A 22,511-nucleotide genomic window follows, 5' to 3' on the forward strand; every position below is an offset into this window, starting at 1 on the left:
AGCATGACCGACATCATCGCCACCGAGGTCGCCCCCGAGGCCGCCGAGGCGCTGGCGCCCGTCGTCCGCGCGCCCCTTGGTGACCGGCCGATCCAGACCGTGGGCCGCCGCAAGGAGGCCATCGTCCGGGTCCGCATCGTCCCGGGCACCGGCAAGATCACCTGCAACGGCCGGGACCTTGAGGCGTACTTCCCGAGCAAGGTGCACCAGCAGCTGATCAAAGACCCGCTGGTCACCACCGAGAAGGCGGAGGAGTTCGACGTCATCGCGAACCTGCGGGGCGGCGGCACCACCGGTCAGGCCGGTGCGCTCCGGCTGGCCATCGCCCGCGCGCTGATCGTCAGCGAGCCGGACGACCGCCCGGCGCTCAAGAAGGCCGGCTTCCTGACCCGGGACGCGCGGGTCAAGGAGAGCAAGAAGTACGGTCTCAAGAAGGCCCGTAAGGCTCCTCAGTACTCGAAGCGCTGACCATCAGCTACTCGTTGTACTTGTGACGGACGGCCGGGCCGCCTCCTGCGAACGGAGGTGGCCCGGCCGTTCCGCTTTTCCACCATCGGCAGTTGCATCGGAGGTTTGGCGGAATGGGTCGGTTGTTCGGCACGGACGGGGTACGGGGAAGGGCGAACGCGGATCTCACGCCCGAGTTGGGGCTCGCGGTAGCGGTCGCCGCCGCGCACATCCTCGCCGAGGCGGATCGGAGCCACCCCCCGCTGGCCGTTGTCGGCCGGGACACCCGGGCCAGCGGCGAGATGTTGGAGGCCGCGGTGGTGGCCGGGCTGACCAGCGCCGGCGCGAACGTCGTACGGGTCGGCGTCTTGCCAACCCCGGCGGTGGCGTTCCTCACCGCGGAGGCCAAGGCCGACATCGGGGTGATGCTCTCCGCCTCGCACAACCCCATGCCGGACAACGGCATCAAGCTCTTCGCCGCCGGCGGGCACAAGCTGCCGGACGAGATTGAGATGAAGATCGAGGCGGCGGTCGAGGCGAACGCGACGACCGCCTGGGAGCGTCCGGTCGGAGCGGGTATCGGTCGGGTCCACGACCTGCTCGACGGCGCCGACCACTACGTGCAGCACCTGGTCGGCACCGTGCCGCACCGGCTGGACGGGATCAAGGTCGTGGTGGACTGCGCCAACGGCGCCGCCGCCGAGGTGGCCCCGGCGGCGTACCGGGAGGCCGGCGCCGAGGTGGTCGCGATCCATGCGGAGCCCGACGGCCTCAACATCAACGACGAGTGCGGCTCCAACTACGTCGCGGCGCTCCGGCAGGCCGTCGTCGAGCACGGCGCGCAGCTGGGCATCGCCCATGACGGCGACGCCGACCGTTGCGTGGCGGTCACCGCCGACGGCGACGAGGTTGACGGCGATCAGGTGATGGCGATCCTCGCGCTGGCGATGCGGGAGGCCGGTACGCTCACCGCCGACACCCTGGTGGCGACCGTGATGAGCAACCTCGGCCTGCGGATCGCCATGTCGCGGGAGGGGATTCGGCTGGTCGAGACGAAGGTCGGTGACCGGTACGTGTTGGAGGAGCTGCGCGCCTCCGGCCTAGCGCTCGGTGGCGAGCAGAGCGGGCACATCGTGATGCCGGCCCACGCGACCACCGGCGACGGCGTGCTGACCGGCCTGCACCTGATGTCCCGGATGGCGGGGACGGGTAAGTCCCTGGCCGAGCTGGCCGCTGTGGTTACTCCGCTGCCTCAGGTTCTGATCAACGTGCCGGTCGGCGACCGTACGGTCGGTGCGGCGGCTCCGACCGTACGGGCCGAGGTTGCGCGGGCGGAGGCCGAACTGGGCGATACCGGGCGGGTCTTGCTGCGTCCCTCGGGGACCGAGCCGCTGGTCCGGGTGATGGTGGAGGCCGGCACCGAGACGACGGCGCGTGCCGTGGCCGAGCGGATCGCCGAGCAGGTCCGCACCGCCAGCCCGGTCAGCTGACCTGGCGTACCCCGCCGGCGACGGGTGCCGGCGGGGGCCTGCTCGCCTTTGACGGCCCCGGCGTGGCTGGTCTGTTGGCGGCGACGGTCCCGGGGCGCAGGTCGTCGATGCCTCAGGTAGGCCCCGGGCCGGACGCGCTCACCGCGCCAGCTGTCGTAGCCGGGTGACGGCCTCGGCCAATACCTCTGGGCGCTTGCAGAAGGCGAACCGGATCAGCCGCCGGCCGGCCTCCGAGTCGTCGTAGAAGACCTGGGTCGGGACCGCGACCACGCCACAGCGTTCCGGCAGCGCGCGACAGAACTCCACCCCGTCTCGGGCGCCGAGCGGTGTCACATCGGCGGTGACGAAGTATGTGCCCTCCGGTGGGCCGACGCCGAACCCGGCGTCGGCGAGGCCAGCGACGAGCTGGTCCCGGCGGGCCTGCATCCCGGCCCGGAACTCGGTGAAGTAGCTGTCGTCCAGGCCGAGCGCCACCGCGACCGCCGGTTGCAACGGCGCGGCGTTGACGAAGGTGAGGAACTGCTTAACCCGCAGGACCGCCGAGACCAGCGATGCCGGGCCACTCGCCCAGCCGACCTTCCAGCCGGTGCAGGAGAAGGTCTTGCCGGCCGAGGAGATCCGCAGCGTCCGGGCACGCATCCCGGGCAATGTGGCGAGGGGTACGTGGTCAGCGGCGGCGTCGGTGAAGGCGAGGTGTTCGTAGACCTCGTCGGTGACCGCGTACGCGTCGTACTCGCGGCACAGCTCGGCCACCAGGGTCAGCTCGGCGGGGGTGAAGACCTTGCCAGTGGGGTTGTGCGGGGAGTTCAGCAGCACCAGCCGGGTGCGTGGCCCGAACGCGGCGCGCAGCTCGTCTGGGTCCACCGCGTACCGGCCGGCCACCCCGGGCCGCAGCGTCACCGGGCGTCGGCGGGCGCCGGCCAGCGCGATCGAGGCGGCGTACGAGTCGTAGTAGGGCTCGAAGCAGACCACCTCGTCGCCCGGCTCGCAGAGGCCCAGGATCGCCGCTGCGATCGCCTCGGTGGCGCCCGCGGTCACCACGATTTCGCCCTCGGGGTCGTACTCGAGGCCCCAGAATCGTTGCTGGTGTGCCGCCACGGCGACGCGAAGCGGGGGGATGCCGGGCCCGGGCGGGTATTGGTTCTGCCCGCCGCGCAGTGCCTCAGCTGCCGCAGCCAGCATCTCGGGCGGACCGTCGGTGTCCGGAAAGCCTTGCCCGAGATTGACCGCCCCGGTGCGGCTGGCGAGGGCGGACATCTCGGCGAAGATCGTCGTCCCGAAGGGGCGCATTCGCGTTACCAGAGGATCGACGTGGGTGGTCGTCACGTCTGCCAGCCTACGGACTCTCCGTGTCGGTTCAACCCGCTGCGGTCGCCGATCGTTCTTCGTGACGCTAGGTAGCCGCTCATGCCATTCGCTCAAGGCGGCTGCGTATTTACCCACCTTACGAGCACTCAAGATGAGTGAAACTGGGTTAGGCTGCCACTCATGTGTGGAATCGTGGGTTACGCCGGTGCGCGTCCGGCGCTCGGCATTGTGCTCGATGGGTTGCGACGGCTGGAGTACCGCGGCTACGACTCGGCCGGGGTCGCCGTCATCTGCGCGGATGAGCTGCTGGCGGAGAAGAAGGCCGGCAAGCTGGCCAACCTGGAGAAGGTCCTCGCCGAGCGGTCCGCGCGGGATCCGGAGGCCTGCGCTGCGTCCCCAATCGGGATCGGGGACGGGGTCACCGGGATCGGCCACACCCGGTGGGCCACCCACGGCGGCCCCACCGACCGCAATGCTCACCCGCACCTCTCCCCGGATGGCCGGGTTGCGGTGATCCACAACGGCATCATCGAGAACTTCGCGAAGCTGCGTGCCGAGCTGGAGGCCGATGGGGTCCAGTTCGTCAGCGACACCGACACCGAGTGCACCGCCCACCTGCTCGCCGCGGCCCTCTCCGACCTGCGCTCCGCCGGGCATCCGGACGGTCCACAGCTGCTCGCCGCCGGCATGCGGGTCGTCTGTCAGCGCCTGGAGGGCGCCTTCACCCTGCTCGCCGTGGACGCCGAGGTCCCGGGCGCGGTGGTCGGTGCGCGGCGCAACTCGCCCCTGGTCGTCGGCCGGGGCAACGGCGAGAACTACCTGGCCAGTGACGTCGCGGCGTTCATCGAGCACACCCGCGAAGCGATCGAGCTGGGTCAGGATCAGATCGTCCTGATCACCGCCGACAGCATCGAAATCACCGACTTCGCCGGCCAGCCCGCCACCGGCAAGGACTTCCACATCGACTGGGACTCCTCCGCCGCGGAGAAGGGCGGCTACGACTGGTTCATGCTCAAGGAGATCGCGGAGCAGCCGCAGGCCGTCGCCGACACACTGCTGGGCCGGCTCACCGAGACCGGCGAGATCATGCTCGACGAGGTCCGCCTCAGCGATCAGGACCTGCGCGATGTGGACAAGATCTTCATCGTCGCCTGCGGCACCTCGTACCACGCCGGCATGGTGGCGAAGTACGCGATCGAGCACTGGACCCGGATCCCCTGCGAGGTAGAGCTGGCCAGCGAGTTCCGCTACCGCGACCCGGTGCTCGACCGGTCCACTCTCATTGTGGTGATCTCGCAGTCCGGCGAGACGATGGACACCCTGATGGCGCTTCGGCACGCCAAAGAGCAGAAGGCACGTGTCCTGGCGATCTGCAACACCAACGGCTCCACCATTCCCCGGGAGTCCGACGCGGTCCTCTACACCCATGGTGGGCCGGAGATCGCGGTCGCCTCCACCAAGGCGTTCCTGACCCAGCTCGTCGCCTGTTACCTGATCGGCCTGCACCTGGCCCAGGTACGCGGGATCAAGTTCGCCGACGAGGTCGCCGCGGTGGTGTCCCAGCTCCAGGAGGTGCCGGGCAAGCTGCGTGAGCTGCTGGGGCGGATCGAGCCGGTACGCGAGCTGGCCCGCGAGCTGAAGTCCGAGCCGACCGTGCTCTTCATCGGTCGGCACGTCGGCTACCCGGTGGCCCTGGAGGGCGCGCTGAAGCTCAAGGAACTGGCGTACATGCACGCCGAAGGCTTCGCCGCGGGCGAGTTGAAGCACGGCCCGATTTCGCTCATTGACGACGGCACCCCGGTGATCTGCTTCGTGCCGTCGCCGATCGGCCGCGGCATGCTGCACGACAAGATCGTCTCCAACATCCAGGAGGTGCGGGCCCGGGGCGCCCGGACGATCGTGATCGCCGAGGAGGGGGACGAGTCTGTCGTCCGGTACGCCGACCACCTGATCTACGTGCCGCGTACGCCGACCCTGCTCACGCCGCTGGTGACCACAGTGCCGCTGCAGGTTTTCGCCGCGGAGATCGCCGCTGCTCGGGGTCACGACGTTGACCAGCCCCGGAACCTGGCGAAGTCCGTTACGGTCGAGTGAGTAGTGAGGTCGCCAAGAACGCCGTGGGCACGCCGGCCGACGTGCCCACGGATGGCGACCCGGCGGGGTGTCCCGAGTGGAGGCGACGGCAGCACGCGCGGGGTACCGCGCCGGTAGGGTGGGCGCATGATCGTCGGGGTCGGCATTGACGTGGTCCTGGTGGAGCGGTTCGCCCGCGCGCTGACCCGGACGCCGCTGCTCGCCGACCGGCTCTTCACCGAAGCCGAGCGGTACACCCGTTCTGGTAACCCCCGTTCGCCCGAGTCGCTCGCCGCCCGCTTCGCGGCGAAGGAAGCGGTAGCCAAGGCGCTCGGTGCGCCGAGCGGGCTGAGCTGGCACGACTGCGAGATCGTGCCGGATCCGGATGGTCGGCCGTGGTTGACGGTCTCCGGCACGGTCGCGGCGGCGGCGGTCGAGCGGGGGGCCAACCGGTGGCACCTGTCGCTGTCGCATGACGGGGGGATCGCCTCGGCCATGGTGGTCGCGGAACGCTGATCGGGGCGTGCCCCGGTCGAGTCGGGCACGGGGACGGAGTGGGATGAGACCGGTGTGGCGGGTGGCGGACGTACGCGCCGCCGAGACGGGCTTGATGGCAACGCTCCCGCCCGGGACGCTGATGCAGCGGGCCGCTGCGGGGCTCGCCCGCCGCTGTGCGCTGCTCCTCGCCGACCGGGGCGGTGTCTACGGCGCCCCGGTGCTGCTGCTGATTGGCTCGGGCGACAACGGCGGCGACACGCTCTTCGCCGGCGCCCGGCTGGCCCGGCGCGGGGCGGCGGTGTCGGCCCTGTTGCTGACTCCGGGCCGGGCGCACGCCGAGGCGTTGGCGGCGTTCCGGGCCGCCGGCGGCCGGCTGGTTGACCGCCCGCCGGCCCGGGTGGACCTGGTGCTCGACGGCATCGTCGGGATCGGTGGCAGCGGTGGGCTCCGGGCACCGGCGGCGCAGCTCGCGGCGGGCCTGGCGCAGTGTCGCGGGCGATCCGGTGGCCGGGCGACAGTGGTGGCGGTGGACGTGCCGAGTGGGGTCTCGGTCGACACCGGGCAGGTGCCACCGAACGCGGCTGGTCGCCCGGACGCGATCCACGCCGACGTGACGGTGACCTTCGGTGCCTTGAAGCCCGCGCTGGTGGTGGGCGCAGCGGCGCCGTTGGCCGGCCAGGTTGAGTTGGTCGACATCGGGCTCACGCCCTGGCTGCCTGGCAAGGCGGCGCTGCAGGTCACCGAGCGGGCGGATGTGACCGACTGGTGGCCCCGCCCCGGACCGGCGACGGAGAAGTACAGCCGGGGTGTGGTCGGCGTCGCCACCGGCTCGGCCGTCTACCCCGGTGCCGCGGTGCTCTCGGTCGCCGGTGCGTTGGCCGGTCCGACCGGTCTGGTCCGCTACGCCGGCAGCGCCCGGGCGGAGGTGTTGCGTCAACACCCGTCAGTGATCGCTACCGACCGGGTCGCCGATGCCGGTCGGGTGCAGGCGTGGGTCTGCGGTTCCGGGCTGGGTACCGGCGACCAGGCGGCTGGTGAACTGCGGGCGGTACTCGCGGCACCGGTGCCGGCGGTGCTCGACGCGGACGCGTTGACCCTGCTCGCTGACGGCTCCCTCGCCGACCAACTCCGGCGGCGGGAAGCCGCGGTCGTGGTCACCCCACATGATCGGGAGTTCGCCCGGCTCTGCGGCGAGACTCCCGGCGACGACCGGGTCGCTGCCGCGTTGCGCCTGGCCGCCCGGATGAACGCCGTGGTGTTACTCAAGGGCGACCGGACGGTGATCGGCACGCCAGACGGCCAGGCCCTGATCAACCAGACCGGGACCCCGGCCCTGGCCACCGGTGGTACGGGCGATGTGCTGGCCGGGCTGCTCGGCTCGCTACTCGCCGCGGGTCTCGCCCCGGAGCGGGCCGCCGCCGCGGCGGCCTACCTGCACGGGCTCGCCGGTCGGGAGGCAGCACAGGGCGGCCCGGTGGCCTCGCCCGATGTCGCCGCCGCCCTGCGCCCGGTGTTGGCCGGGCTCGGGTGGATCGGTGGATCGACCTGGGCCGGGCCCAACTCCTGATCAACTCAGTAGGCTGGGGGCATGTGGCAGGCCGAGGTACGCGTCGACCTTGACGCGATCCGTGAGAACGTGAGTTGGCTGCGCTCCGGTAGCGCGGCCGAGTTGATGGCGGTGGTCAAGGGAGATGGGTACGGCCACGGCATGGTCCCGGCCGCCCACGCCGCGCTGGACGGTGGTGCCGACTGGCTCGGTGTCTGCACCCTTGACGAGGCGCTCACCCTGCGCCGGGCAGGGATCAGCGTGCCGATCCTGGCCTGGCTGCTCGCACCGGGCCTGCCACTACATGAAGGCGTGCTGGCCGGTGTTGATCTCGGTGCGGCCAGCATCGCGCAGCTCGACGAGATGGTCGAGGCGGGCCGGGTGGCCGGGCGTCCAGCCCGACTGCACCTCAAGATCGACACCGGGCTGTCCCGGGGTGGCGCGACCGTCTCGCAGTGGCCGGAGCTGCTCGACGCCGCGGCGAAGGCGCAGGCGGACGGCGCGGTCGAGGTGGTGGGGGTGTGGAGCCACTTCGTGTACGCCGACGCACCCGGACACCCGACCACCGACCGGCAGATCGCCACCTTCCACGAGGGGCTGAGCATGGTGGAGAAGGCGGGGCTGCGCCCGCGCTACCGGCATCTGGCCAACTCGGCGGCCACGCTGACCCGGCCGGACGCCCACTTCGACCTGGTCCGTCCCGGACTGGCCATCTACGGGCTCTCGCCGGTGGCCGGGGAACGCTTCGGCCTGCGACCGGCGATGACCGCCCGGGCCCGCGTCATGCTCACCAAGCAGGTCCCGGCGGGGGCCGGGGTCTCCTACGGCCACACGTACACCACCGAACGGGCGAGCAACCTCGCCGTGATTCCACTCGGGTACGCCGATGGGGTTCCCCGGGACGCGTCCAACAGCGGCCCGGTGCAGCTCGGCGGCGTCCGGCGGACCATCTCCGGTCGGGTCTGCATGGACCAGTTCGTGCTCGACTGCGGCGATGATCCGGTCGCGCCGGGAGACGTGGCCACCCTCTTCGGCGCCGGGCGGAACGGGGAGCCGACCGCCGACGACTGGGCCGAGGCGGTCGGCACGATCAACTACGAGATAGTCACCCGATTCGGCAGCACCCGGGTGCCGCGCTGTTACGACGGCGAGCGGCCGTGACGCCGTCCCGGTTCCGGGTTCCGCTGCCCCGGGCTCGCCACCCCCGGGCCGCGATCGGCGCGTTGGCCGCCGTCGGTGTCGCGGCCGCCGGTCTCGTCGCCGGCGTCGCGACCGAACGCGCGCTGGTCCGTCGGCTGAAGGCCGACCCCCACGATCGGTACGCCGGCGAGGACTTCGGTGCGCAGCGGTTCGACGAGGCGTTGCAGGTGGAGATGCCGGACGGCACCGACATCCACGTGGAGGTAGTCGAGCCGGCCCGGCCAGTCAGCGGGAACCCCACCATCGTGCTGGTGCACGGCTTCTGCCTGGACCAGGGGACCTTTCACTTCCAGCGCAAGGTGCTCGCCGCCCGGGGCGAGCATCGGATCGTGGCGTACGACCAGCCGGGGCACGGGCATTCCGGTCAACTGGAAACCGGCGAGTACGACCTGACCGCGCTCGGCCGGACGCTGCGCGCGGTGATCGACCGTACCGCGCCGGAGGGCCCGCTGGTGCTGGTCGGCCACTCGATGGGTGGCATGACCATCATGGCGTTCGCGGAACTCTTCCCGGAGCTGTTCGGGGACCGGGTGGTGGGCACTGTGCTGCTGGCCACCTCGGGTGGGCTGCTCGCCGAGACCAAGCTGGTCGCCCCGGCGCTGTTGGGGCGGGTCGGTCCGCCGGTGCTGAACGTGATGAGCAACGCCGCCCGCTACGGGAGCCCGGTGATCGACCGAGCGCGTCGGTCCACCTCCAACGTGGCCTGGCTGCTCACCCGCCGGTATGGCTTCGGCACCGGTCACCCCAGCCCGGCTCTGGTCTCCTATGTCGAGGAGATGAATTCCCGGACCTCCGCCGACACCGTCACCCGGTACCTGCGAACGCTCGCCACCCATTCCCGGTTTCCGGCGTTGGCGGCGCTCGCCGGCGCACCGGTGCTGGTGCTGGTCGGGGAGAAAGACATGATCACGCCGGTGGCGCACTCGGAGGAGATCGTCCGCCGGCTGCCGCATGCGGAGTTCGTCCGGATCCCCGACAGTGGACATGTGGTGATGTTGGAGCACGCCGATGAGGTGAACGCGGCGCTGACCCGGTTCCTGGAGGAGCTGTGAAGCCCGGAAGACCGATCCGATTCACCCTGCCGACCGTCGCGGATACCCACGCCTTCGGTCGCCGGCTGGCCGGCCTTCTCCGGGCAGGGGACCTCCTGCTACTGACGGGTCCCCTCGGTGCCGGCAAGACGGCCCTCACCCAGGGCATCGGCGCGGGTCTGGGAGTGACCGGGGCGATCACCTCACCCACCTTCGTGATCGCGCGGGTACACCAGCCCGATCCGGTGCGGGGCGGCACAGTGGCCCTCGTGCATGCCGACGCGTACCGGCTGGGCGATGCGACCGACCCCCGCGCCGAGCTGGACGACCTGGACCTGGACGCGTCGGTGGACGAGGCGGTGACCGTGGTCGAGTGGGGCGAAGGGCTCGCCGAGCAGCTCGTCGCGGCGCACCTGTGGGTCCGGATCGACCGTCGGGACGACGACACCCGGTTGGTCGATCTGGAACCGGTCGGTGGCGACTGGAGTGCCCGGTTGACCGGCACCCCCGGCTTCATCGACAGCTGACCGAAATGACCTCCTCCCGTACGGGAGGAGGTTGTCCTGGTTGGGGTCGAGGTGGCGACCCGGAGTGGTTCGCCCGCTGGTGCGGGGAGGCAGCCGGCGCTGTCGTAACCGGCGACTAGAGTGCGCGGGACGTCCCGACCGGAAAGGCCCCTGATGCCCGACGACGCACCCGCCCTGGACCTGCTGGCCTTGCTACCACCGGGATGGCGGTCCGCGCTCGCCCCGCAACTCGACCCGGCCCGCACCGCGGCGCTCGCCGGTTTTGTCGCGCAGGAGTACGCCACCCAGACCGTCTTCCCGCCCGTGGCCGACCTCTTCTCGGCCTACCAGCTCTGCCCGCCGACGGAGACCCGGGTGGTGATCCTCGGCCAGGACCCCTATCACCGGGCCGGGCAGGCGCACGGGCTGAGCTTCAGCGTCCGCCCGGGGGTGGCGGCGCCGCCCTCACTGCGCAATGTCTTCAAGGAGCTCGGTGCAGACCTGGGCGTGCCGAGGCCGGCCGGTGGAAATCTGGGTGGCTGGGCCGAGCAGGGTGTGCTGCTGCTCAACTCGGTGCTGACGGTCCGTGAGGCCAGCCCCGGCTCGCACGCCAATCGCGGCTGGGAGGAGTTCACCAACGCGACGATTCGGGCGCTGAACACGGTGGAGCACCGAGTGGTCTTCCTGCTCTGGGGCGGGTATGCCCGGAAGAAGGCGGCTTTGGTGACCAACCCGAGCCACGTGGTGCTGGAGGCGGGACACCCCAGCCCGATGAACCCGCGGGGGTTCCTGGGTAGCCGTCCGTTCAGTGCGGCCAACAAGGCGCTCGCCGACGCCGGTCTGCCGACGATCGACTGGGAACGCGCCGCCGGCTGACCGCTCTGCCGGGGCGGGCCCGGGCCCGCCAGCCGGGCGGCTAGGCTGGTTCACCGTGCTCGTACTGGTGGTGGACAGCTCGACCCCCGCGGTGACCGCCGCGCTGGTGGAGGTCACGGCGGCCGGCGTCGAGGTGCGGGCGCAGCGCTGCGCCGTTGACGCCCGGGCCCACGGCGAGCTGCTGGCCCCACAGGTGGACGCGGTCCTGGCCGACGTCGGGGCGCGCCCCGCTGCTCTCGGTGCGATCGTCGCCGGCCTCGGGCCGGGCCCGTTCACCGGGCTGAGGGTAGGGCTGGTCACCGCGGCCACGATGGGGCAGGCACTCGGCGTGCCCACCTACGGGGTCTGTTCGCTGGATGCCATCGGCTTCCCGACCGCCGCCGGTGAGCCGGTCCTGGCGGCGACCGATGCGCGGCGCCGCGAGATCTATTGGGCGGTGTACGACGGGGCTGGCCAACGGATCGTTGGCCCCGAGGTCTCCGCTCCTTCGGTCGCCGCCGCACGCGCTCGTGACCTGGCGGTTGTCGCCGCGATCGGTGACGGCGCGCACCGGTACGCGGCGACGCTGGAGTTGCCGGTCGCCGACGAGCCCCGCTACCCGATGCCGATGGCCCTGGCGCAGCTCGCGGCGGAGCGGATCGCTGCCGGCGCTCCCAGTGAGCCGCTCACCCCGCTCTACCTACGACGCCCGGATGCTGTCGCGGCGGCGGGCCGCAAGCCGGTCCTGCCGTGAGTTGGGGCGGCGAACCGGGTGGCAGCGGGAGCGGCCTCCAGCTGGAGCGGTTCCGCTGGTGGCACATTGCCGAGGTGCTGCCGATCGAGGCGGACCTCTTCGGCGCCGAGCAGTGGTCCGCCGCGATGTTCTGGAACGAACTCGCCAACGGGCACCACTACCTGGTGGCGACCGAGGGGGAAACCCTGCTCGGCTACGCGGGGCTCACCGCTGTCTCCGGCGAGGAGGCGTGGGTGCAGAACATCGCCGTCCACCGGGCAGCGCAGCGGCGGGGAGTCGGGCGGCTGCTGCTGCGCGCGTTGTTGGCCGAGGCGGCGCGACTGCGGGTCCGCGGCACTCTCCTGGAGGTTGCCGCGGACAACGCCCCGGCGCAGAAGCTTTACGCGGCGCATGGCTTTGAGGCGATCGGGGTGCGGCGCGGGTACTACCAGCCGAGCAACACCGACGCGTTGGTCATGCGCCGGGACGAGGAGTTGACCGATGGCTGACGAACCCCTGGTCCTGGGGATCGAGACGTCCTGCGACGAGACCGGGGTCGGTGTTGTCCGGGGCCATACCCTGCTCGCCGACGCGCTGGCCAGCAGCGTCGAGCAGCACGCCCGGTTCGGCGGGGTGGTGCCGGAGGTGGCCAGCCGGGCCCACCTGGAGGCGATCGTCCCGACGATGGACCGGGCGTTGGCGGAGGCGGGGGTGACGCTCGCCGACGTGGACGCGATCGCGGTAACCTCCGGTCCCGGACTGGCCGGGGCGTTGCTGGTCGGGGTCGCCGCGGCCAAGGGCTACGCGGTCGCCGCCGACAAGCCAGTGTACGGCGTAAACCATCTGGCGGCGCACGTCGCTGTGGACACCCTGGAACACGGGCCGCTGCCCGAGCCGGCGATCGCCCTGCTGGTCTCGGGCGGGCACTCGTCGCTGCTACTGGTTGACGACCTGGCCCACGGCGTCACCCCGCTCGGCGCCACGATCGACGACGCGGCCGGCGAGGCGTTCGACAAGGTCGCCCGCCTCCTCGGGCTGCCCTTCCCCGGGGGCCCGTACATCGATCGGGAGGCCCGTGCCGGCGACCCGGCGGCCATTGCGTTCCCCCGGGGGTTGACCGCGGCCAAGGACCTGGCAGCGCACCGTTACGACTTCTCCTTCTCCGGGTTGAAGACCGCGGTGGCGCGTTGGGTGGAGCGGCGGCAGCGAGCCGGCGAGCCGATTCCGGTCGCCGATGTCGCCGCCTCCTTCCAGGAGGCGGTTTGCGACGTGCTGATCGGGAAGGCACTGGATGCCTGCCGGTCGAGCGGCGTGCAGACCCTGGTGATCGGGGGCGGAGTGGCGGCCAACTCGCGGTTGCGGGCGATGGCCGAGCAGCGCGCGGCGAAGTACGACATCCGGGTGCGAACGCCCCGGCCGAAATTGTGTACAGACAACGGCGCGATGGTCGCGGCGCTCGGTTCGCACCTGGTCGCCGCCGGTGTCGCGCCGAGCCGTCTGGACCTGCCCGCCGATTCGGCGATGCCGCTGACGACAGTCAGTGTTATCGGGGAGGAGTAGACATGATCGTGCGGATGTGGGAGGTACGGGCCGAGCCGTACGGGATGGCCGACCTGATCACCTGGGTCTGCGAGACCGCCCTGCCGGAGTTCGAACACGACCCGTTGCACGTCTCGAGCGAGGTCTTCTCCTCCACCGATCACCGGGTCGTGGTGATCTCGAAGTGGCGGGGCAACCCCCGTACCCTGCCCGACGCGCCGGTGACCCTGATCGCGCGTCCCCCGTACTCCTGGGACTTCACGCCGGTCGATCGCTGACCCGGCACCGATCAGTTCACCCGAGGACGGGACTCAGCTGACGTCGAGCGGGTCGGCGAGGAGCCGGTCGAAGGCGAGTTCGGCCGCGCCGATCAGGGCGGCGTCGTCGCCGAGCTTGGGTGTGCGCAGCCGGACATGTTCCACACAGGCGGGCAGTGCGCTGGCGTTGAGCCGGCTGCGCACCTGGGCGGCGGCGGCCAGGTAGAGGTCCCGCATGGCGCCGCCGAAGATGACCAATTCCGGGTTGAAGATGTTGACGAGGTTGGCCACGCCGAAGCCGAGCCAGTCCCCGGCGGTGCGGACCGCGGTCTGGGCTCTGGCGTCGCCCCGGTCGGCGGCCTCGAAGACGGCCAGCACCGCGTCTCGGCCCTGGGCGTCGGAGCGGCCGGCGGCCCGCAGCAGAGCGTGTTCGCCGATCTCGGTCTCCCAGCAGCCGCGCGACCCACACTCGCAGCGGGTGCCGTCCCGCCGGACCACCATGTGTCCGACCTCGCCGCCGTAGCCGCCGTGCCCGGTCAGTCGACGCCCACCGGTGATGATGCCGGCGCCGACGCCGACATCGCCGTACAGGTAGATCAGGTTGTCGCAGCCGGTGGCGGCGCCGCGGGTGTGTTCGGCGAAGGCCGCCACGTCGGCGACATTACCGACGACGACCGGAACGTCCGGTCCCAGCTCGGCGCCGATCGCCGCACCGATCGGCTCGTCCACCCAGCCCATCGTGGGGCCGAGCCGGACCAGTCCGTCGTCCCGGCGGACCAGGCCACAGACGGCGACGCCCGCGCCGACGCAGATCGCATCGGCGGACACGGGCTGTTGCATCTCCCGCGCCGCCCGGGCCAGCAACGGCGCGGCGTCGGCGGCGGTGATGCCGCGCGGACGCGCCAGCTCCCGACGGTCCAGCACCCCGCCGCCGAGACCGATCCGCGCAACCCGCAGCCGGTCCACCTCGATGCTGTACGCGTACGCGTGCACCCGGGCCGACTCGGGCCGGACGACCAGCGACGGTCGTCCGGCCCGGCCGGTTTCCTTCGGTGCCCCCTCGCTCACCAGGCCGGCCGCGGCGAGGTCGGTGGTGAGCGCGCCGATGGTGCTGCGGTTCAGCCCCAGCGCGGTGGTCAGCTCGGCCCGGGACGTCGCCCCGTGCATATGGACGTACCGCAGCAACGCTCCGAGGTTCTGCCGACGGATCTCGTCTTGGCTCGGTCCTGCGCGCATCGCGGCGTACTGCTCCTCAGTGCGGTGGCGGGGCGGCGTCGGTGACCTGGTCGGGTCGGCCCGGTCATCGGCCACCGTTGGCAGCGGCCCGGCGTCGGGACAGCGCGTCCACACTGGCGGCGAGGAGTAGGACCACGCCGGTTACCACGTACTTGACCCCTGAGCTGTAGCCCATCAGACCCATCCCATTGTCGATCACCGCGACGACCGCACCGCCGAGCACCGCGTCGAGGACCCGGCCCTTGCCGCCGAAGAGGCTGGTGCCACCGATCACCGCCGCGCCGACGGCGTAGAGCAGTACGTTACTGCCACCGGTGTTCGGGTCGACGGAGTTGGCCCGGCTGGCGGCGACGATGCCGCCGATCGCGGCCATCGCGGAGCAGATCACGAAGACGGAGATGCGGATCCGGTCGACGTTGATGCCGGCCCGGCGGGCTGCTTCCTTGTTGCCGCCGACCGCGTAGATGTGCCGGCCGTAGCTGGTGCGCTGCAGCACGAAGGTCCCGGTGATCAGCAGTACCGCGATCAGCGGCACCACGATCGGAACGCCCTTGAGTGAATTGATCAAGATGTTGAAGCTGCGCTCCTGGTTGAGGAGGTAGACCGTCGTACCCAGCACGGTGGCCAGCCCGATGATCCGGGCGAAGACCACGGTGAGCGGGTCAGTGACCAGGCCCCGGGCCGCGCGGGTGCGGTACCGCATCGCCTGGACCGCGGCGTAGCCGGCGACGGTGAGCCCGGCCAGGGCCCAGCCGAGAGCCGGTGCAAGGTTGCGGTTCGCGATCGCCACCAGCACCGGGTCGCGGACCGAGATGTTCCTGCCCTCCTCCATCAGCAGCAGCACGATGCCCTGGAAGGCGAGGAAGCCGGCGAGGGTGACCACGAAGGACGGAATACCGATCTTCGCGACCAGCATCCCGAGCACGCTGCCGATCGCCACTCCGGTGAGGACAGCGGCGAGGACCGCGACATACCACGGGTAGCCGAGAACAGTGACCACGTTGGCCAGCACCGCGGCACAGACTCCGCTGGCGAAGCCAGCGGAGAGGTCGATCTCACCGAGCAGCAGGACGAAGACCAGTCCCATGGCGATCAGCGTGACCGCTGCCCCCTGGGTGAACAGGTTGGCGAAGTTGGCGGCGGTGAGAAACGACGGCCGCATGATCGAGAAGACGGTGCAGAGCACGATCAGGCCGAGGACGGCGGGTAGGGCGCCGATTTCCCCGCCGCGCACCCGGCTGAGGTAGCCGCGCACGTGGCTGGTGAGGGTGGGTACGGCGGCGGGGGCGGCCGCGGATTCCTGGTCGGGGAGGGCGGTGCTGGTCATCGGGCGGCTCCCGGGGCGGCGGCGGGCTCCCCGCCGGTGTCGTTCGATCCGTTGCCCGAGCTGAGCCCGAGCGCACCGGAGCGGCCGGCGGTGATCAGCTCAACGATCTGGGCGTGGGTGATGTCGGTGGTCTTCACCTCGGCGACCATCTGGCCCAGGTAGAGCGCGGCGATCCGGTCGGAGACGGCGAAGACATCGTTCATGTTGTGGGAGATGAGCACGACCGCGAGGCCGTTGTCGGCCAGCCGCCGAACCAGCTCGAGCACCTGTGCGGTCTGCGCGACCCCGAGCGCGGCGGTCGGCTCGTCGAGGATGACGACCTTGCTGTTCCAGAGCACCGCCTTGGCGATCGCCACGGTCTGCCGCTGGCCTCCGGAGAGGCTGGAAACCTGCTGGCGTAGTGATTTGACGGTGCGGACGGAGAGCCCGGCGAGCGTGTCCGCAGCCATCTGCTCCATGGTTGGCTCGTCGAGCACGAGGCCATGCCGTTTCTCCCGGCCGAGGAACATGTTCTGCACGATGTCGAGGTTGTCGCAGAGCGCGAGGTCCTGGTAGACGACCTCGATGCCGAGTGCGGCGGCGTCGCGGGGGTTGTGGATGCTCACCGGGCGTCCGTTGAAGAGGAACTCGCCGGCGTCGGTCGGGTAGATGCCGCTGATGCACTTGACCAGGGTGGATTTGCCGGCGCCGTTGTCGCCGACCAGCGCGGTCACCTGCCCGGGGAAGGCGGAGAAAGCGACATCACGCAGGACCTGGACGGGACCGAAGCTCTTGTCGATCCCGCGCAACTCCAGCAGGGGGGTCGCGGACACGGGGACTCCTTAACGCACGTGAGGGGAGATCGTCGTACCACCGGATGTGGTGATACGTCGCCCGACACAGGGTTGGCCCGTGCCGGGCGACGTCGCACGGCGGAGGTCAGCTGATGCCAGCGCTCGCGCAGAGTTCGGCGTACGCCTCGGTGCAGACCTCGTCCTTGGTCACGAAGCCATCGGCGATGACGTCCTTGACGTTCTCCTTGTAGATCGCCTGGGGGGTGAGCAGCACGGCGGGCACATCCCGGCCGCTCTCCGGGTCCTTGACGGTCTGGCCGGTCTCCTTCCGCTCCCCCTTGGCCAGCGAGATGGCCAGTTCGGCGGCGGCGCTTGCCTCCTGCTTGATCGCCTTGTAGACGGTCATGCACTGGTCACCGGCGAGGATGTTCTGTAGGCCCTGCGGGGTGGCGTCCTGGCCGGTGACCGGGACCTTGCCGTTGAGCTTGTTCTTTCTCAGCACCGAGATGGCGGCGTTGCCGAGCCCGTCGTTCGCCGCGAGGACTCCATCGATCTTGCCGCCGGACTTGGTGAGCTGCTGCTCGAAGATGGTGGCGGCCTGCGCGTTGTCCCAGTCCGGTACGGAGTCGTCCGCGACCTGCTGGTACTCGCCGGCGTCGAACTTGGGCTTGAGGACCGAGTCGTAGCCGTTCTTGAACAGGGTGGCGTTGTTGTCGGTCGGCGCGCCGTTCAGGTACACGATCGACGGGTTCTGCACGCCGCCGTCGGTGAGGCACTTGACGAGGCCCTCGCCCTGGAGCTTGCCGACGGCCTCGTTGTCGAAGCTGACGTAGTACTCCGCCGAGCCGCCGAGGGTGAGGCGGTCGTAGTCGATGGTGGCGACCCCCTGCGACTTGGCCTTGTCCAGAACGGCCTTGCCGGTGCCGGAGTCCAGGTTGACGATCATCAGGGCGGTGACCCCCTGGGTGATCATCTGTTCGGCGATGGTCTGGAACTCGGTCTTGTCACCCTGCGCGTTCTGGATGTCGGCCTCCACGCCGGCCTCCTTGAACGCCTCCTCAAGGAACTTGCGGTCCGCGCCCTCCCAGCGGGCGGAGGACTTGCTGTCCGGGAGGATCACGCCGACCTTGGGGGTCTTGCCGGCCGACTCTTCGTCGGAGGAACTGTCGCCACAGGCCGCCATGCTGCCAGTGGCCAGGAGGCCGACGGTGGCAGCGGCGAGGAAACCCTTGCGCATCTGCAGGGTCCTTTCCAGGTGGGGGATTGGGGGATGGTTTGTTGTGCCCGGCAACGTATTCCGCGATCCCCGGAGGGCACAAGAGTGTCGAGGTCATGAGTTTGTTGCCAGCAGTAACAATTCAGCAACGTCACCGACCTCTGAGCGTCGCGCGCCAGCAAGCGCTCCCAGTCCAGCCGAACAGGGGTACGCCGGATGGCCAGTGCGTCGGTGGCGGGAAGGGGCGTGTCGACCCGCAGTCAGCCGGCGGCGATCGGCGCCGTCGTGGCGTCGGTGAGGGCGGCGAGGTCGTGTGGGGAGACTTCCAGCTGGAGGCCCCGGCGACCCGCCGAGACGTACACCGTGTCGTGGCGCAGGGCACTCTCGTCGAGCACGGTGGGCAGGCGACGGCGCTGACCCAGCGGGCTGATCCCGCCCCGGACGTACCCGGTGGCGCGCTCGGTCACCGCGCGATCGGCCAGCGCGGCCCGCTTGCCGCGCACCGCGGCGGCCAGGGCCTTCAGGTTCAGCTCGCCTGTCACCGGGACTACCGCGACGGTGAGCGCCCCGTCCACCTCGGTCACCAGCGACTTGAACACGCGCTCCGCCGGCACGTCGAGGGCCGCCGCCACCAGTGCGCCGTAGTTCGGGGCGTCCGGGGAGACGTCGTACGGATGGGTGCGGTACGCGATCTTCCGCTTCGCCAGCAGCACGGTCGCCGGTGTCCCCTGTCGCACCACGAACTCCAGAATAGCCGGCCAGCCGTCTTGCTCATGCTTGCTGCCCGACGTCAGCGGTAGTGGTTGTCTGCCCACGGTGCGACCCTCCGGGTGAGCGCGTACGCCAGCACGTGGCGTCTATCCGACGCGGTCGCGTCCCCGCACTCCACCGCGAACCGGTCGGTGAGACCGGCCGCCTTGGCGTTCGCGGCGGTGACAGCGGGGATGGCTCAGGGAGCCCGCGCGACAGGTGCGGGCTCCCGTGTTCGTGGGTCAGCCGAGGAAGGCCGTCAGGTGCGCGACGACGGCCGCTGGTTGTTCGTCGAGGAAGTAGTGGCCGGTGTCCTCGATCTGCGCCAGCTGAAGGTTGGTCGCCTGCTGGCTGAGGACCGCGGCAAAGCTGGGGTAGAACGCCGGGGACGCCAGGCCCAGGGTCGGCGTGGCGATCTGCCCATATGTTTCGTTGTCGATGATGTCTTGCCCGAATGTCTTGTACCAGCCGTTGCTGCCCCGAATCGCGTCCGGTGTCGCGTACGCGTGGGCGAAGATGGCGCGGTCGGCAGCACAGACCGCATCCTGGTTCACCAGGAAACTGTCGAACATCCAGTCGATGAGAAGGCGGGAGCGACCGGTGACGAGGCCTTCGGGTAAGCCGTTCACCTGGTTGAAGGCCCACCACCACGGGTGAAACCCTGCGCCCGGTACGGGCAGCATGCGGGCCTCGTAGTATCCGCTGTCAGGGTGGGTGACATCCAGCATCACGAGCTTGTCCACGGCCTGGGGCGTGTTCACCGCGAGGCTGAAGGCGACCATGGCCCCGATGTCGTGGCCGACGACATGCGCCTTGGTGTATCCGAGTGCGGTAATCAAACCAGCGATGTCAGCTGCCATCGTCTTCTTGTCATAACCGGACTGAGGCTTGCTGGAATCGCCGCCGCCACGCAGATCCACGGCAATAACCCGATATTTTGCGGCGAGATCGGGCATAACCGCGCGATATTCCCACCATGTCTGCGGCCAGCCGTGCAGCAGAATCAGAGGCGTTCCGCTACCGCCGGCGACGTAGTGCAGGCGCACGCCATTGGTCTGTACGTACTCGCTGGTGAACGATCCTGGAAGACTGGCCGCGAGGTCGCTCGACGACGGTGTTCTGCGAGCGTCGACCTCCGATGGTGCAGCTTGCGCACTGGTGCCGAGGGCCACTGCGGTCGCCGATCCGGCGCCGAGTCCAAGCAGCTTCCTTCTGTTTAAAAAGGACAGTTCCATACGTGAATCTTACGTACGTCGCGCTGTCGGTGGAACGTCCTGAGCCGTCCCGCCTGCGTTCATTGACCCAGCGCTTCGCGCGGGACGCCGGGTCAATACACGGTGAGCTCGCCATACGCCGTGAGCCGCGCGGCGAGATCGCCCGGCGCGTTGCGCAGCGTGGCGTCGAGGAACGCGACCGTGGTAGCGGTGGTCATGCGCAGCGCGTCGGTGCGGCCTAGGGTGCCGACGAGCGATGGGACTGGCGGCAGGTAGAGCGGCGCGTCGGTAAACGTCGCGTGTGCCGATCCGGGGACGACGAGCAGGTAGCCAGTCTCTGTGCTGAGGTTCAGCACGCGGGTCAGGGCTGGAAGGTAGGTGGGGTTCACCGCCGGGTCGACGGGTTGAGAGAGCGCCAGTACCGGCTGATGGAACGGCCGCGGGTCGGGATCGCGGGGGGCACCGTCGATGTCGATGACGGCTGCGAACCGGGCCTCTCGCCGGGCGGCCAGCAGAGCGGCGGCTCCGCCGACGGAGTGGCCGGTCACCGCGGCCCGGTCGGTGTCGAGGCGGCCGGTGAGTGGTCCCCGGATCTCACCGCGGTCGAGGCGGCCCATCTGGGTCAGCACGAAGCTGAGGTCGGCGGCGCGGACCGCGGTCCAGCCATTCGCGCGCCGCTCGTCCTCGGCGTCGTCGCCGGTGGCGGCGACCAGGGTACGGACGATCGTGCCGTCGGTGAGGACAACGGCGGCGGAGTCGTATGGATGGTCGACGCCCACGACGACGTAGCCCCGGCTGGCCAGCTCCTCCGCCCAGGCGGTGTTCTGGGTGCGCACACCGCCGAGCCCCGGAGAGAACAGCACGATAGGGAACCTTCCGCCAGTATCGGCCACGGCCGCGTCTGGCACCGACCGGGTCCGGGCGTCCGCGGCGCCGTCGAAAAGGAAGCCGGGCACGCCGAGATAGTCCGCCAGCGCGCCGAACACGACGTGCGCCTCGTGCGCGGTGCGACCGGCGTACCGGGCACGCTCGGCGCCCGCGGCGTTCGGGTGCGCCGGGTACCACAGCTGCACCACGACGGTGCGGCGGTCGTCCGGGGCTGGCGTGGCGGTCTCGGGGCGGTCTGGGTCGGTCCACTGCAGCACGGAGGTGCCGACCGTGAACTGTCCCGACGGTCGCGGGAACACCGGTACGGGCAGTGCCCACACTGCGGCCGGCCCGGTAGCGATCAGCCCCAAACACACCACCGTCCCCGGCAACGCCAGCCACCAGCGGGCCCGCCACGCTGGCCGCCCGTCGCGTCGGCGCACCAGCGCGGGCACGGCGAGCGACAGCATCACCGCCGCAACCACAAGCACCGGCACCAGTTGCCACCGCAACCCGACGACGACGAGTACCACCGTCGACATCGCCACCACCGCCCCCGCAGCGACTGTGGTCGGGCGGCGGACACCCGGCGGTAGCCACCGGGCGAGTACCAGCCCAACGGCACCGAGTACCGCAACGTTTTCGGGCAGTGACATCCCGCCCCACAAGAATTGGATCATCCTTCCACTATCGGCCGACCAGCCCGGCGGGCATATCCACCTCAGGTCACCGGTCCGCGTACGACTCAGGTCGCACACCAAGCGGCAACCATGGTTCAAAGGGAGCAGACGCTGGCTGACGACCTCAGTACGGGGATCTACCGGATCACCCCCTCATGTGCGGGGAGTCGCCGGTTTATCCGCCGGGCGTGATCAGTCCGCTTTCGTACGCCAGTACCACGGCTTGGACCCGGTCACGGAGTTGCAACTTGGCTAGGATCCGCCCGACGTGGGTCTTCACGGTCGCTTCCGCGATGTGCACCCGGGTGGCGATCTCGGCGTTGGACAAGCCTTGGGCGACCAGTAGCAGCACCTCGCGTTCCCGCTCGGTGAGCTGGGCGAGCCGTGGGTCCTGCGCCGGGCCGGGACCGAGCTGGCCGGCGAACTGGTCGAGTAGCCGCCGGGTGATCGACGGGGCCACCACCGAGTCGCCCTCGGCGACCACCCGGATCGCGGCCAGCAGCTCCTCCGGCGGCACGTTCTTCAACAGAAAACCGCTGGCCCCCGCCCGTAGCGCGGCGAACGCGTCCGCCTCAGTGTCAAACGTGGTGAGCACCAGCACCCGGGGCCGGCGGTCGGCGGGCCGGGCGACGATCCGCCGGGTCGCCTCCACTCCGTCCATGGTAGGCATCCGCAGGTCCATCACCACCACGTCGGCCTCGACCCGGTCCAGCACGCGCAGCGCGTCCGCGCCGTCGATCGCCTCGCCGACCACATGAAGATCGGGCTGCGAGTCGAGCACCATACGGAAGCCGGCCCGCACCAGCGCCTGGTCGTCGACGATCACCACCCGGACGGCCATGTCACACCTCTGTTCGTGGTTGCGGGGCTCGCAGACCCGACACTCCGCGCGCTCACGGCAGAGCCTGCCCCGCGTCAGGCGGTGCCGACGGTAGCGGCAGCCGCGCCTCGACCCGCCATCCACC

22 protein-coding genes are annotated in these 22,511 nt (G+C 70.6%); 13 read left to right on the forward strand and 9 right to left on the reverse strand.

All coding sequences use genetic code 11. The annotated features are described in order from the left end of the window. Positions 1 to 3: 3 nt before the first annotated feature. Both rpsI and glmM read left to right on the forward strand, forming a co-directional pair. The gene (gene rpsI / locus B116_RS0113055) at positions 4 to 468 is read left to right on the forward strand and encodes a 30S ribosomal protein S9 (RefSeq protein WP_018720633.1); all 465 of its coding nucleotides are present in this window, start codon (positions 4 to 6) and stop codon (positions 466 to 468) included. A gap of 113 nt (positions 469 to 581) precedes the next feature. Next, a complete protein-coding gene (gene glmM, locus B116_RS0113060; protein WP_027660331.1) occupies positions 582 to 1,937 on the forward strand; it encodes a phosphoglucosamine mutase in 1,356 nt (451 codons plus the stop codon). Positions 1,938 to 2,075: 138 nt separating this feature from the next. On the opposite strand, the gene B116_RS0113065 is transcribed toward glmM, so the two are convergent. Continuing rightward, the gene (locus B116_RS0113065; protein WP_027660332.1) at positions 2,076 to 3,263 is read right to left on the reverse strand and encodes a pyridoxal phosphate-dependent aminotransferase; all 1,188 of its coding nucleotides are present in this window, start codon (positions 3,261 to 3,263) and stop codon (positions 2,076 to 2,078) included. A 162-nt stretch (positions 3,264 to 3,425) separates the two neighbouring features. Between B116_RS0113065 and glmS the strand changes: the two genes are divergently transcribed. The 11 genes from glmS (at position 3,426) to B116_RS0113120 (ending at position 13,504) form a co-directional block, all read left to right on the forward strand. Next, complete coding sequence (gene glmS / locus B116_RS0113070) at positions 3,426 to 5,339, forward strand: glutamine--fructose-6-phosphate transaminase (isomerizing) (protein ID WP_027660333.1); 1,914 nt, start codon at positions 3,426 to 3,428, stop codon at positions 5,337 to 5,339. Between the two features lie 126 nt (positions 5,340 to 5,465). Next, on the forward strand, positions 5,466 to 5,834 hold the full coding sequence (locus B116_RS0113075; RefSeq protein WP_018252420.1) for a holo-ACP synthase: 369 nt from the start codon (positions 5,466 to 5,468) through the stop codon (positions 5,832 to 5,834). Between the two features lie 43 nt (positions 5,835 to 5,877). After that, positions 5,878 to 7,383 (forward strand): NAD(P)H-hydrate dehydratase, encoded by a 1,506-nt coding sequence (locus tag B116_RS0113080; RefSeq protein ID WP_027660334.1) that lies wholly within the window; start codon positions 5,878 to 5,880, stop codon positions 7,381 to 7,383. Between the two features lie 21 nt (positions 7,384 to 7,404). Then, positions 7,405 to 8,523, forward strand: a complete 1,119-nt coding sequence (alr, locus tag B116_RS0113085) for an alanine racemase (protein WP_027660335.1) — start codon at positions 7,405 to 7,407, stop codon at positions 8,521 to 8,523. Beyond that, positions 8,520 to 9,614, forward strand: a complete 1,095-nt coding sequence (locus B116_RS0113090; RefSeq protein ID WP_027660336.1) for an alpha/beta fold hydrolase — start codon at positions 8,520 to 8,522, stop codon at positions 9,612 to 9,614. The genes alr and B116_RS0113090 overlap by 4 nt, the downstream gene beginning before the upstream one ends. Beyond that, positions 9,611 to 10,120, forward strand: coding sequence for a tRNA (adenosine(37)-N6)-threonylcarbamoyltransferase complex ATPase subunit type 1 TsaE (tsaE, locus tag B116_RS0113095; protein ID WP_027660337.1), 510 nt, complete (start codon positions 9,611 to 9,613; stop codon positions 10,118 to 10,120). The genes B116_RS0113090 and tsaE overlap by 4 nt, the downstream gene beginning before the upstream one ends. A 153-nt stretch (positions 10,121 to 10,273) precedes the next feature. Continuing rightward, positions 10,274 to 10,975: a uracil-DNA glycosylase gene (ung, locus tag B116_RS0113100; protein ID WP_027660338.1), complete on the forward strand. Its 702-nt coding sequence runs from the start codon at positions 10,274 to 10,276 to the stop codon at positions 10,973 to 10,975. 55 nt (positions 10,976 to 11,030) lie between these two features. Beyond that, positions 11,031 to 11,708: a tRNA (adenosine(37)-N6)-threonylcarbamoyltransferase complex dimerization subunit type 1 TsaB gene (gene tsaB, locus B116_RS0113105; protein ID WP_018720623.1), complete on the forward strand. Its 678-nt coding sequence runs from the start codon at positions 11,031 to 11,033 to the stop codon at positions 11,706 to 11,708. Then, complete coding sequence (rimI, locus tag B116_RS0113110) at positions 11,705 to 12,196, forward strand: ribosomal protein S18-alanine N-acetyltransferase (RefSeq protein WP_027660339.1); 492 nt, start codon at positions 11,705 to 11,707, stop codon at positions 12,194 to 12,196. The genes tsaB and rimI overlap by 4 nt, the downstream gene beginning before the upstream one ends. Continuing rightward, complete coding sequence (gene tsaD, locus B116_RS0113115; RefSeq protein ID WP_018720621.1) at positions 12,189 to 13,247, forward strand: tRNA (adenosine(37)-N6)-threonylcarbamoyltransferase complex transferase subunit TsaD; 1,059 nt, start codon at positions 12,189 to 12,191, stop codon at positions 13,245 to 13,247. Before rimI ends, tsaD begins: the two co-directional genes overlap by 8 nt. A 2-nt stretch (positions 13,248 to 13,249) precedes the next feature. Further along, positions 13,250 to 13,504 carry a hypothetical protein gene (locus tag B116_RS0113120; RefSeq protein WP_027660340.1) on the forward strand — a complete coding sequence of 85 codons (255 nt, stop codon included), beginning with the start codon at positions 13,250 to 13,252 and terminating at the stop codon, positions 13,502 to 13,504. Positions 13,505 to 13,537: 33 nt separating this feature from the next. Here B116_RS0113120 and B116_RS0113125 read toward each other — a convergent pair whose 3' ends face one another. The 8 genes from B116_RS0113125 to B116_RS0113160 all read right to left on the reverse strand — a co-directional run bounded on the left by B116_RS0113125 (position 13,538) and on the right by B116_RS0113160 (position 22,387). Beyond that, on the reverse strand, positions 13,538 to 14,719 hold the full coding sequence (locus B116_RS0113125; protein ID WP_027660341.1) for an ROK family transcriptional regulator: 1,182 nt from the start codon (positions 14,717 to 14,719) through the stop codon (positions 13,538 to 13,540). Positions 14,720 to 14,783: 64 nt separating this feature from the next. After that, positions 14,784 to 16,046: a sugar ABC transporter permease gene (locus B116_RS0113130; protein ID WP_018720618.1), complete on the reverse strand. Its 1,263-nt coding sequence runs from the start codon at positions 16,044 to 16,046 to the stop codon at positions 14,784 to 14,786. Next, positions 16,043 to 16,858 (reverse strand): ATP-binding cassette domain-containing protein, encoded by an 816-nt coding sequence (locus B116_RS0113135; protein ID WP_018720617.1) that lies wholly within the window; start codon positions 16,856 to 16,858, stop codon positions 16,043 to 16,045. The genes B116_RS0113130 and B116_RS0113135 overlap by 4 nt, the downstream gene beginning before the upstream one ends. A 106-nt stretch (positions 16,859 to 16,964) precedes the next feature. Next, positions 16,965 to 18,056 carry a sugar ABC transporter substrate-binding protein gene (locus B116_RS0113140; RefSeq protein WP_027660342.1) on the reverse strand — a complete coding sequence of 364 codons (1,092 nt, stop codon included), beginning with the start codon at positions 18,054 to 18,056 and terminating at the stop codon, positions 16,965 to 16,967. Positions 18,057 to 18,295: 239 nt separating this feature from the next. Continuing rightward, positions 18,296 to 18,775, reverse strand: coding sequence for a Cys-tRNA(Pro) deacylase (gene ybaK, locus B116_RS0113145; RefSeq protein ID WP_155245699.1), 480 nt, complete (start codon positions 18,773 to 18,775; stop codon positions 18,296 to 18,298). Positions 18,776 to 19,027: 252 nt separating this feature from the next. Next, positions 19,028 to 20,020: an alpha/beta fold hydrolase gene (locus tag B116_RS0113150; RefSeq protein ID WP_027660343.1), complete on the reverse strand. Its 993-nt coding sequence runs from the start codon at positions 20,018 to 20,020 to the stop codon at positions 19,028 to 19,030. 92 nt (positions 20,021 to 20,112) lie between these two features. Beyond that, positions 20,113 to 21,546, reverse strand: a complete 1,434-nt coding sequence (locus B116_RS0113155) for an alpha/beta hydrolase family protein (protein ID WP_027660344.1) — start codon at positions 21,544 to 21,546, stop codon at positions 20,113 to 20,115. Positions 21,547 to 21,721: 175 nt separating this feature from the next. Continuing rightward, on the reverse strand, positions 21,722 to 22,387 hold the full coding sequence (locus tag B116_RS0113160) for a response regulator (RefSeq protein WP_027659328.1): 666 nt from the start codon (positions 22,385 to 22,387) through the stop codon (positions 21,722 to 21,724). Positions 22,388 to 22,511: the final 124 nt, after the last annotated feature.

The sequence above is a fragment of the Salinispora fenicalii genome (assembly GCF_000514815.1).
Lineage (GTDB): Bacteria > Actinomycetota > Actinomycetes > Mycobacteriales > Micromonosporaceae > Micromonospora > Micromonospora fenicalii.

Bases quoted from the DNA above. Each gene is read 5' to 3' on its own strand.
- B116_RS0113080 (WP_027660334.1), top strand. From the start codon at position 5,878: ATGAGACCGGTGTGGCGGGTGGCGGACGTACGCGCCGCCGAGACGGGC.
- B116_RS0113155 (WP_027660344.1), bottom strand. From the start codon at position 21,546: ATGATCCAATTCTTGTGGGGCGGGATGTCACTGCCCGAAAACGTTGCG.
- B116_RS0113130 (WP_018720618.1), bottom strand. From the start codon at position 16,046: ATGACCAGCACCGCCCTCCCCGACCAGGAATCCGCGGCCGCCCCCGCC.
- B116_RS0113120 (WP_027660340.1), top strand. From the start codon at position 13,250: ATGATCGTGCGGATGTGGGAGGTACGGGCCGAGCCGTACGGGATGGCC.
- glmM (WP_027660331.1), top strand. From the start codon at position 582: ATGGGTCGGTTGTTCGGCACGGACGGGGTACGGGGAAGGGCGAACGCG.
- B116_RS0113125 (WP_027660341.1), bottom strand. From the start codon at position 14,719: ATGCGCGCAGGACCGAGCCAAGACGAGATCCGTCGGCAGAACCTCGGA.
- B116_RS0113075 (WP_018252420.1), top strand. From the start codon at position 5,466: ATGATCGTCGGGGTCGGCATTGACGTGGTCCTGGTGGAGCGGTTCGCC.
- alr (WP_027660335.1), top strand. From the start codon at position 7,405: ATGTGGCAGGCCGAGGTACGCGTCGACCTTGACGCGATCCGTGAGAAC.
- B116_RS0113150 (WP_027660343.1), bottom strand. From the start codon at position 20,020: ATGGAACTGTCCTTTTTAAACAGAAGGAAGCTGCTTGGACTCGGCGCC.
- B116_RS0113160 (WP_027659328.1), bottom strand. From the start codon at position 22,387: ATGGCCGTCCGGGTGGTGATCGTCGACGACCAGGCGCTGGTGCGGGCC.
- glmS (WP_027660333.1), top strand. From the start codon at position 3,426: ATGTGTGGAATCGTGGGTTACGCCGGTGCGCGTCCGGCGCTCGGCATT.
- B116_RS0113140 (WP_027660342.1), bottom strand. From the start codon at position 18,056: ATGCGCAAGGGTTTCCTCGCCGCTGCCACCGTCGGCCTCCTGGCCACT.
- tsaD (WP_018720621.1), top strand. From the start codon at position 12,189: ATGGCTGACGAACCCCTGGTCCTGGGGATCGAGACGTCCTGCGACGAG.
- ung (WP_027660338.1), top strand. From the start codon at position 10,274: ATGCCCGACGACGCACCCGCCCTGGACCTGCTGGCCTTGCTACCACCG.
- rpsI (WP_018720633.1), top strand. From the start codon at position 4: ATGACCGACATCATCGCCACCGAGGTCGCCCCCGAGGCCGCCGAGGCG.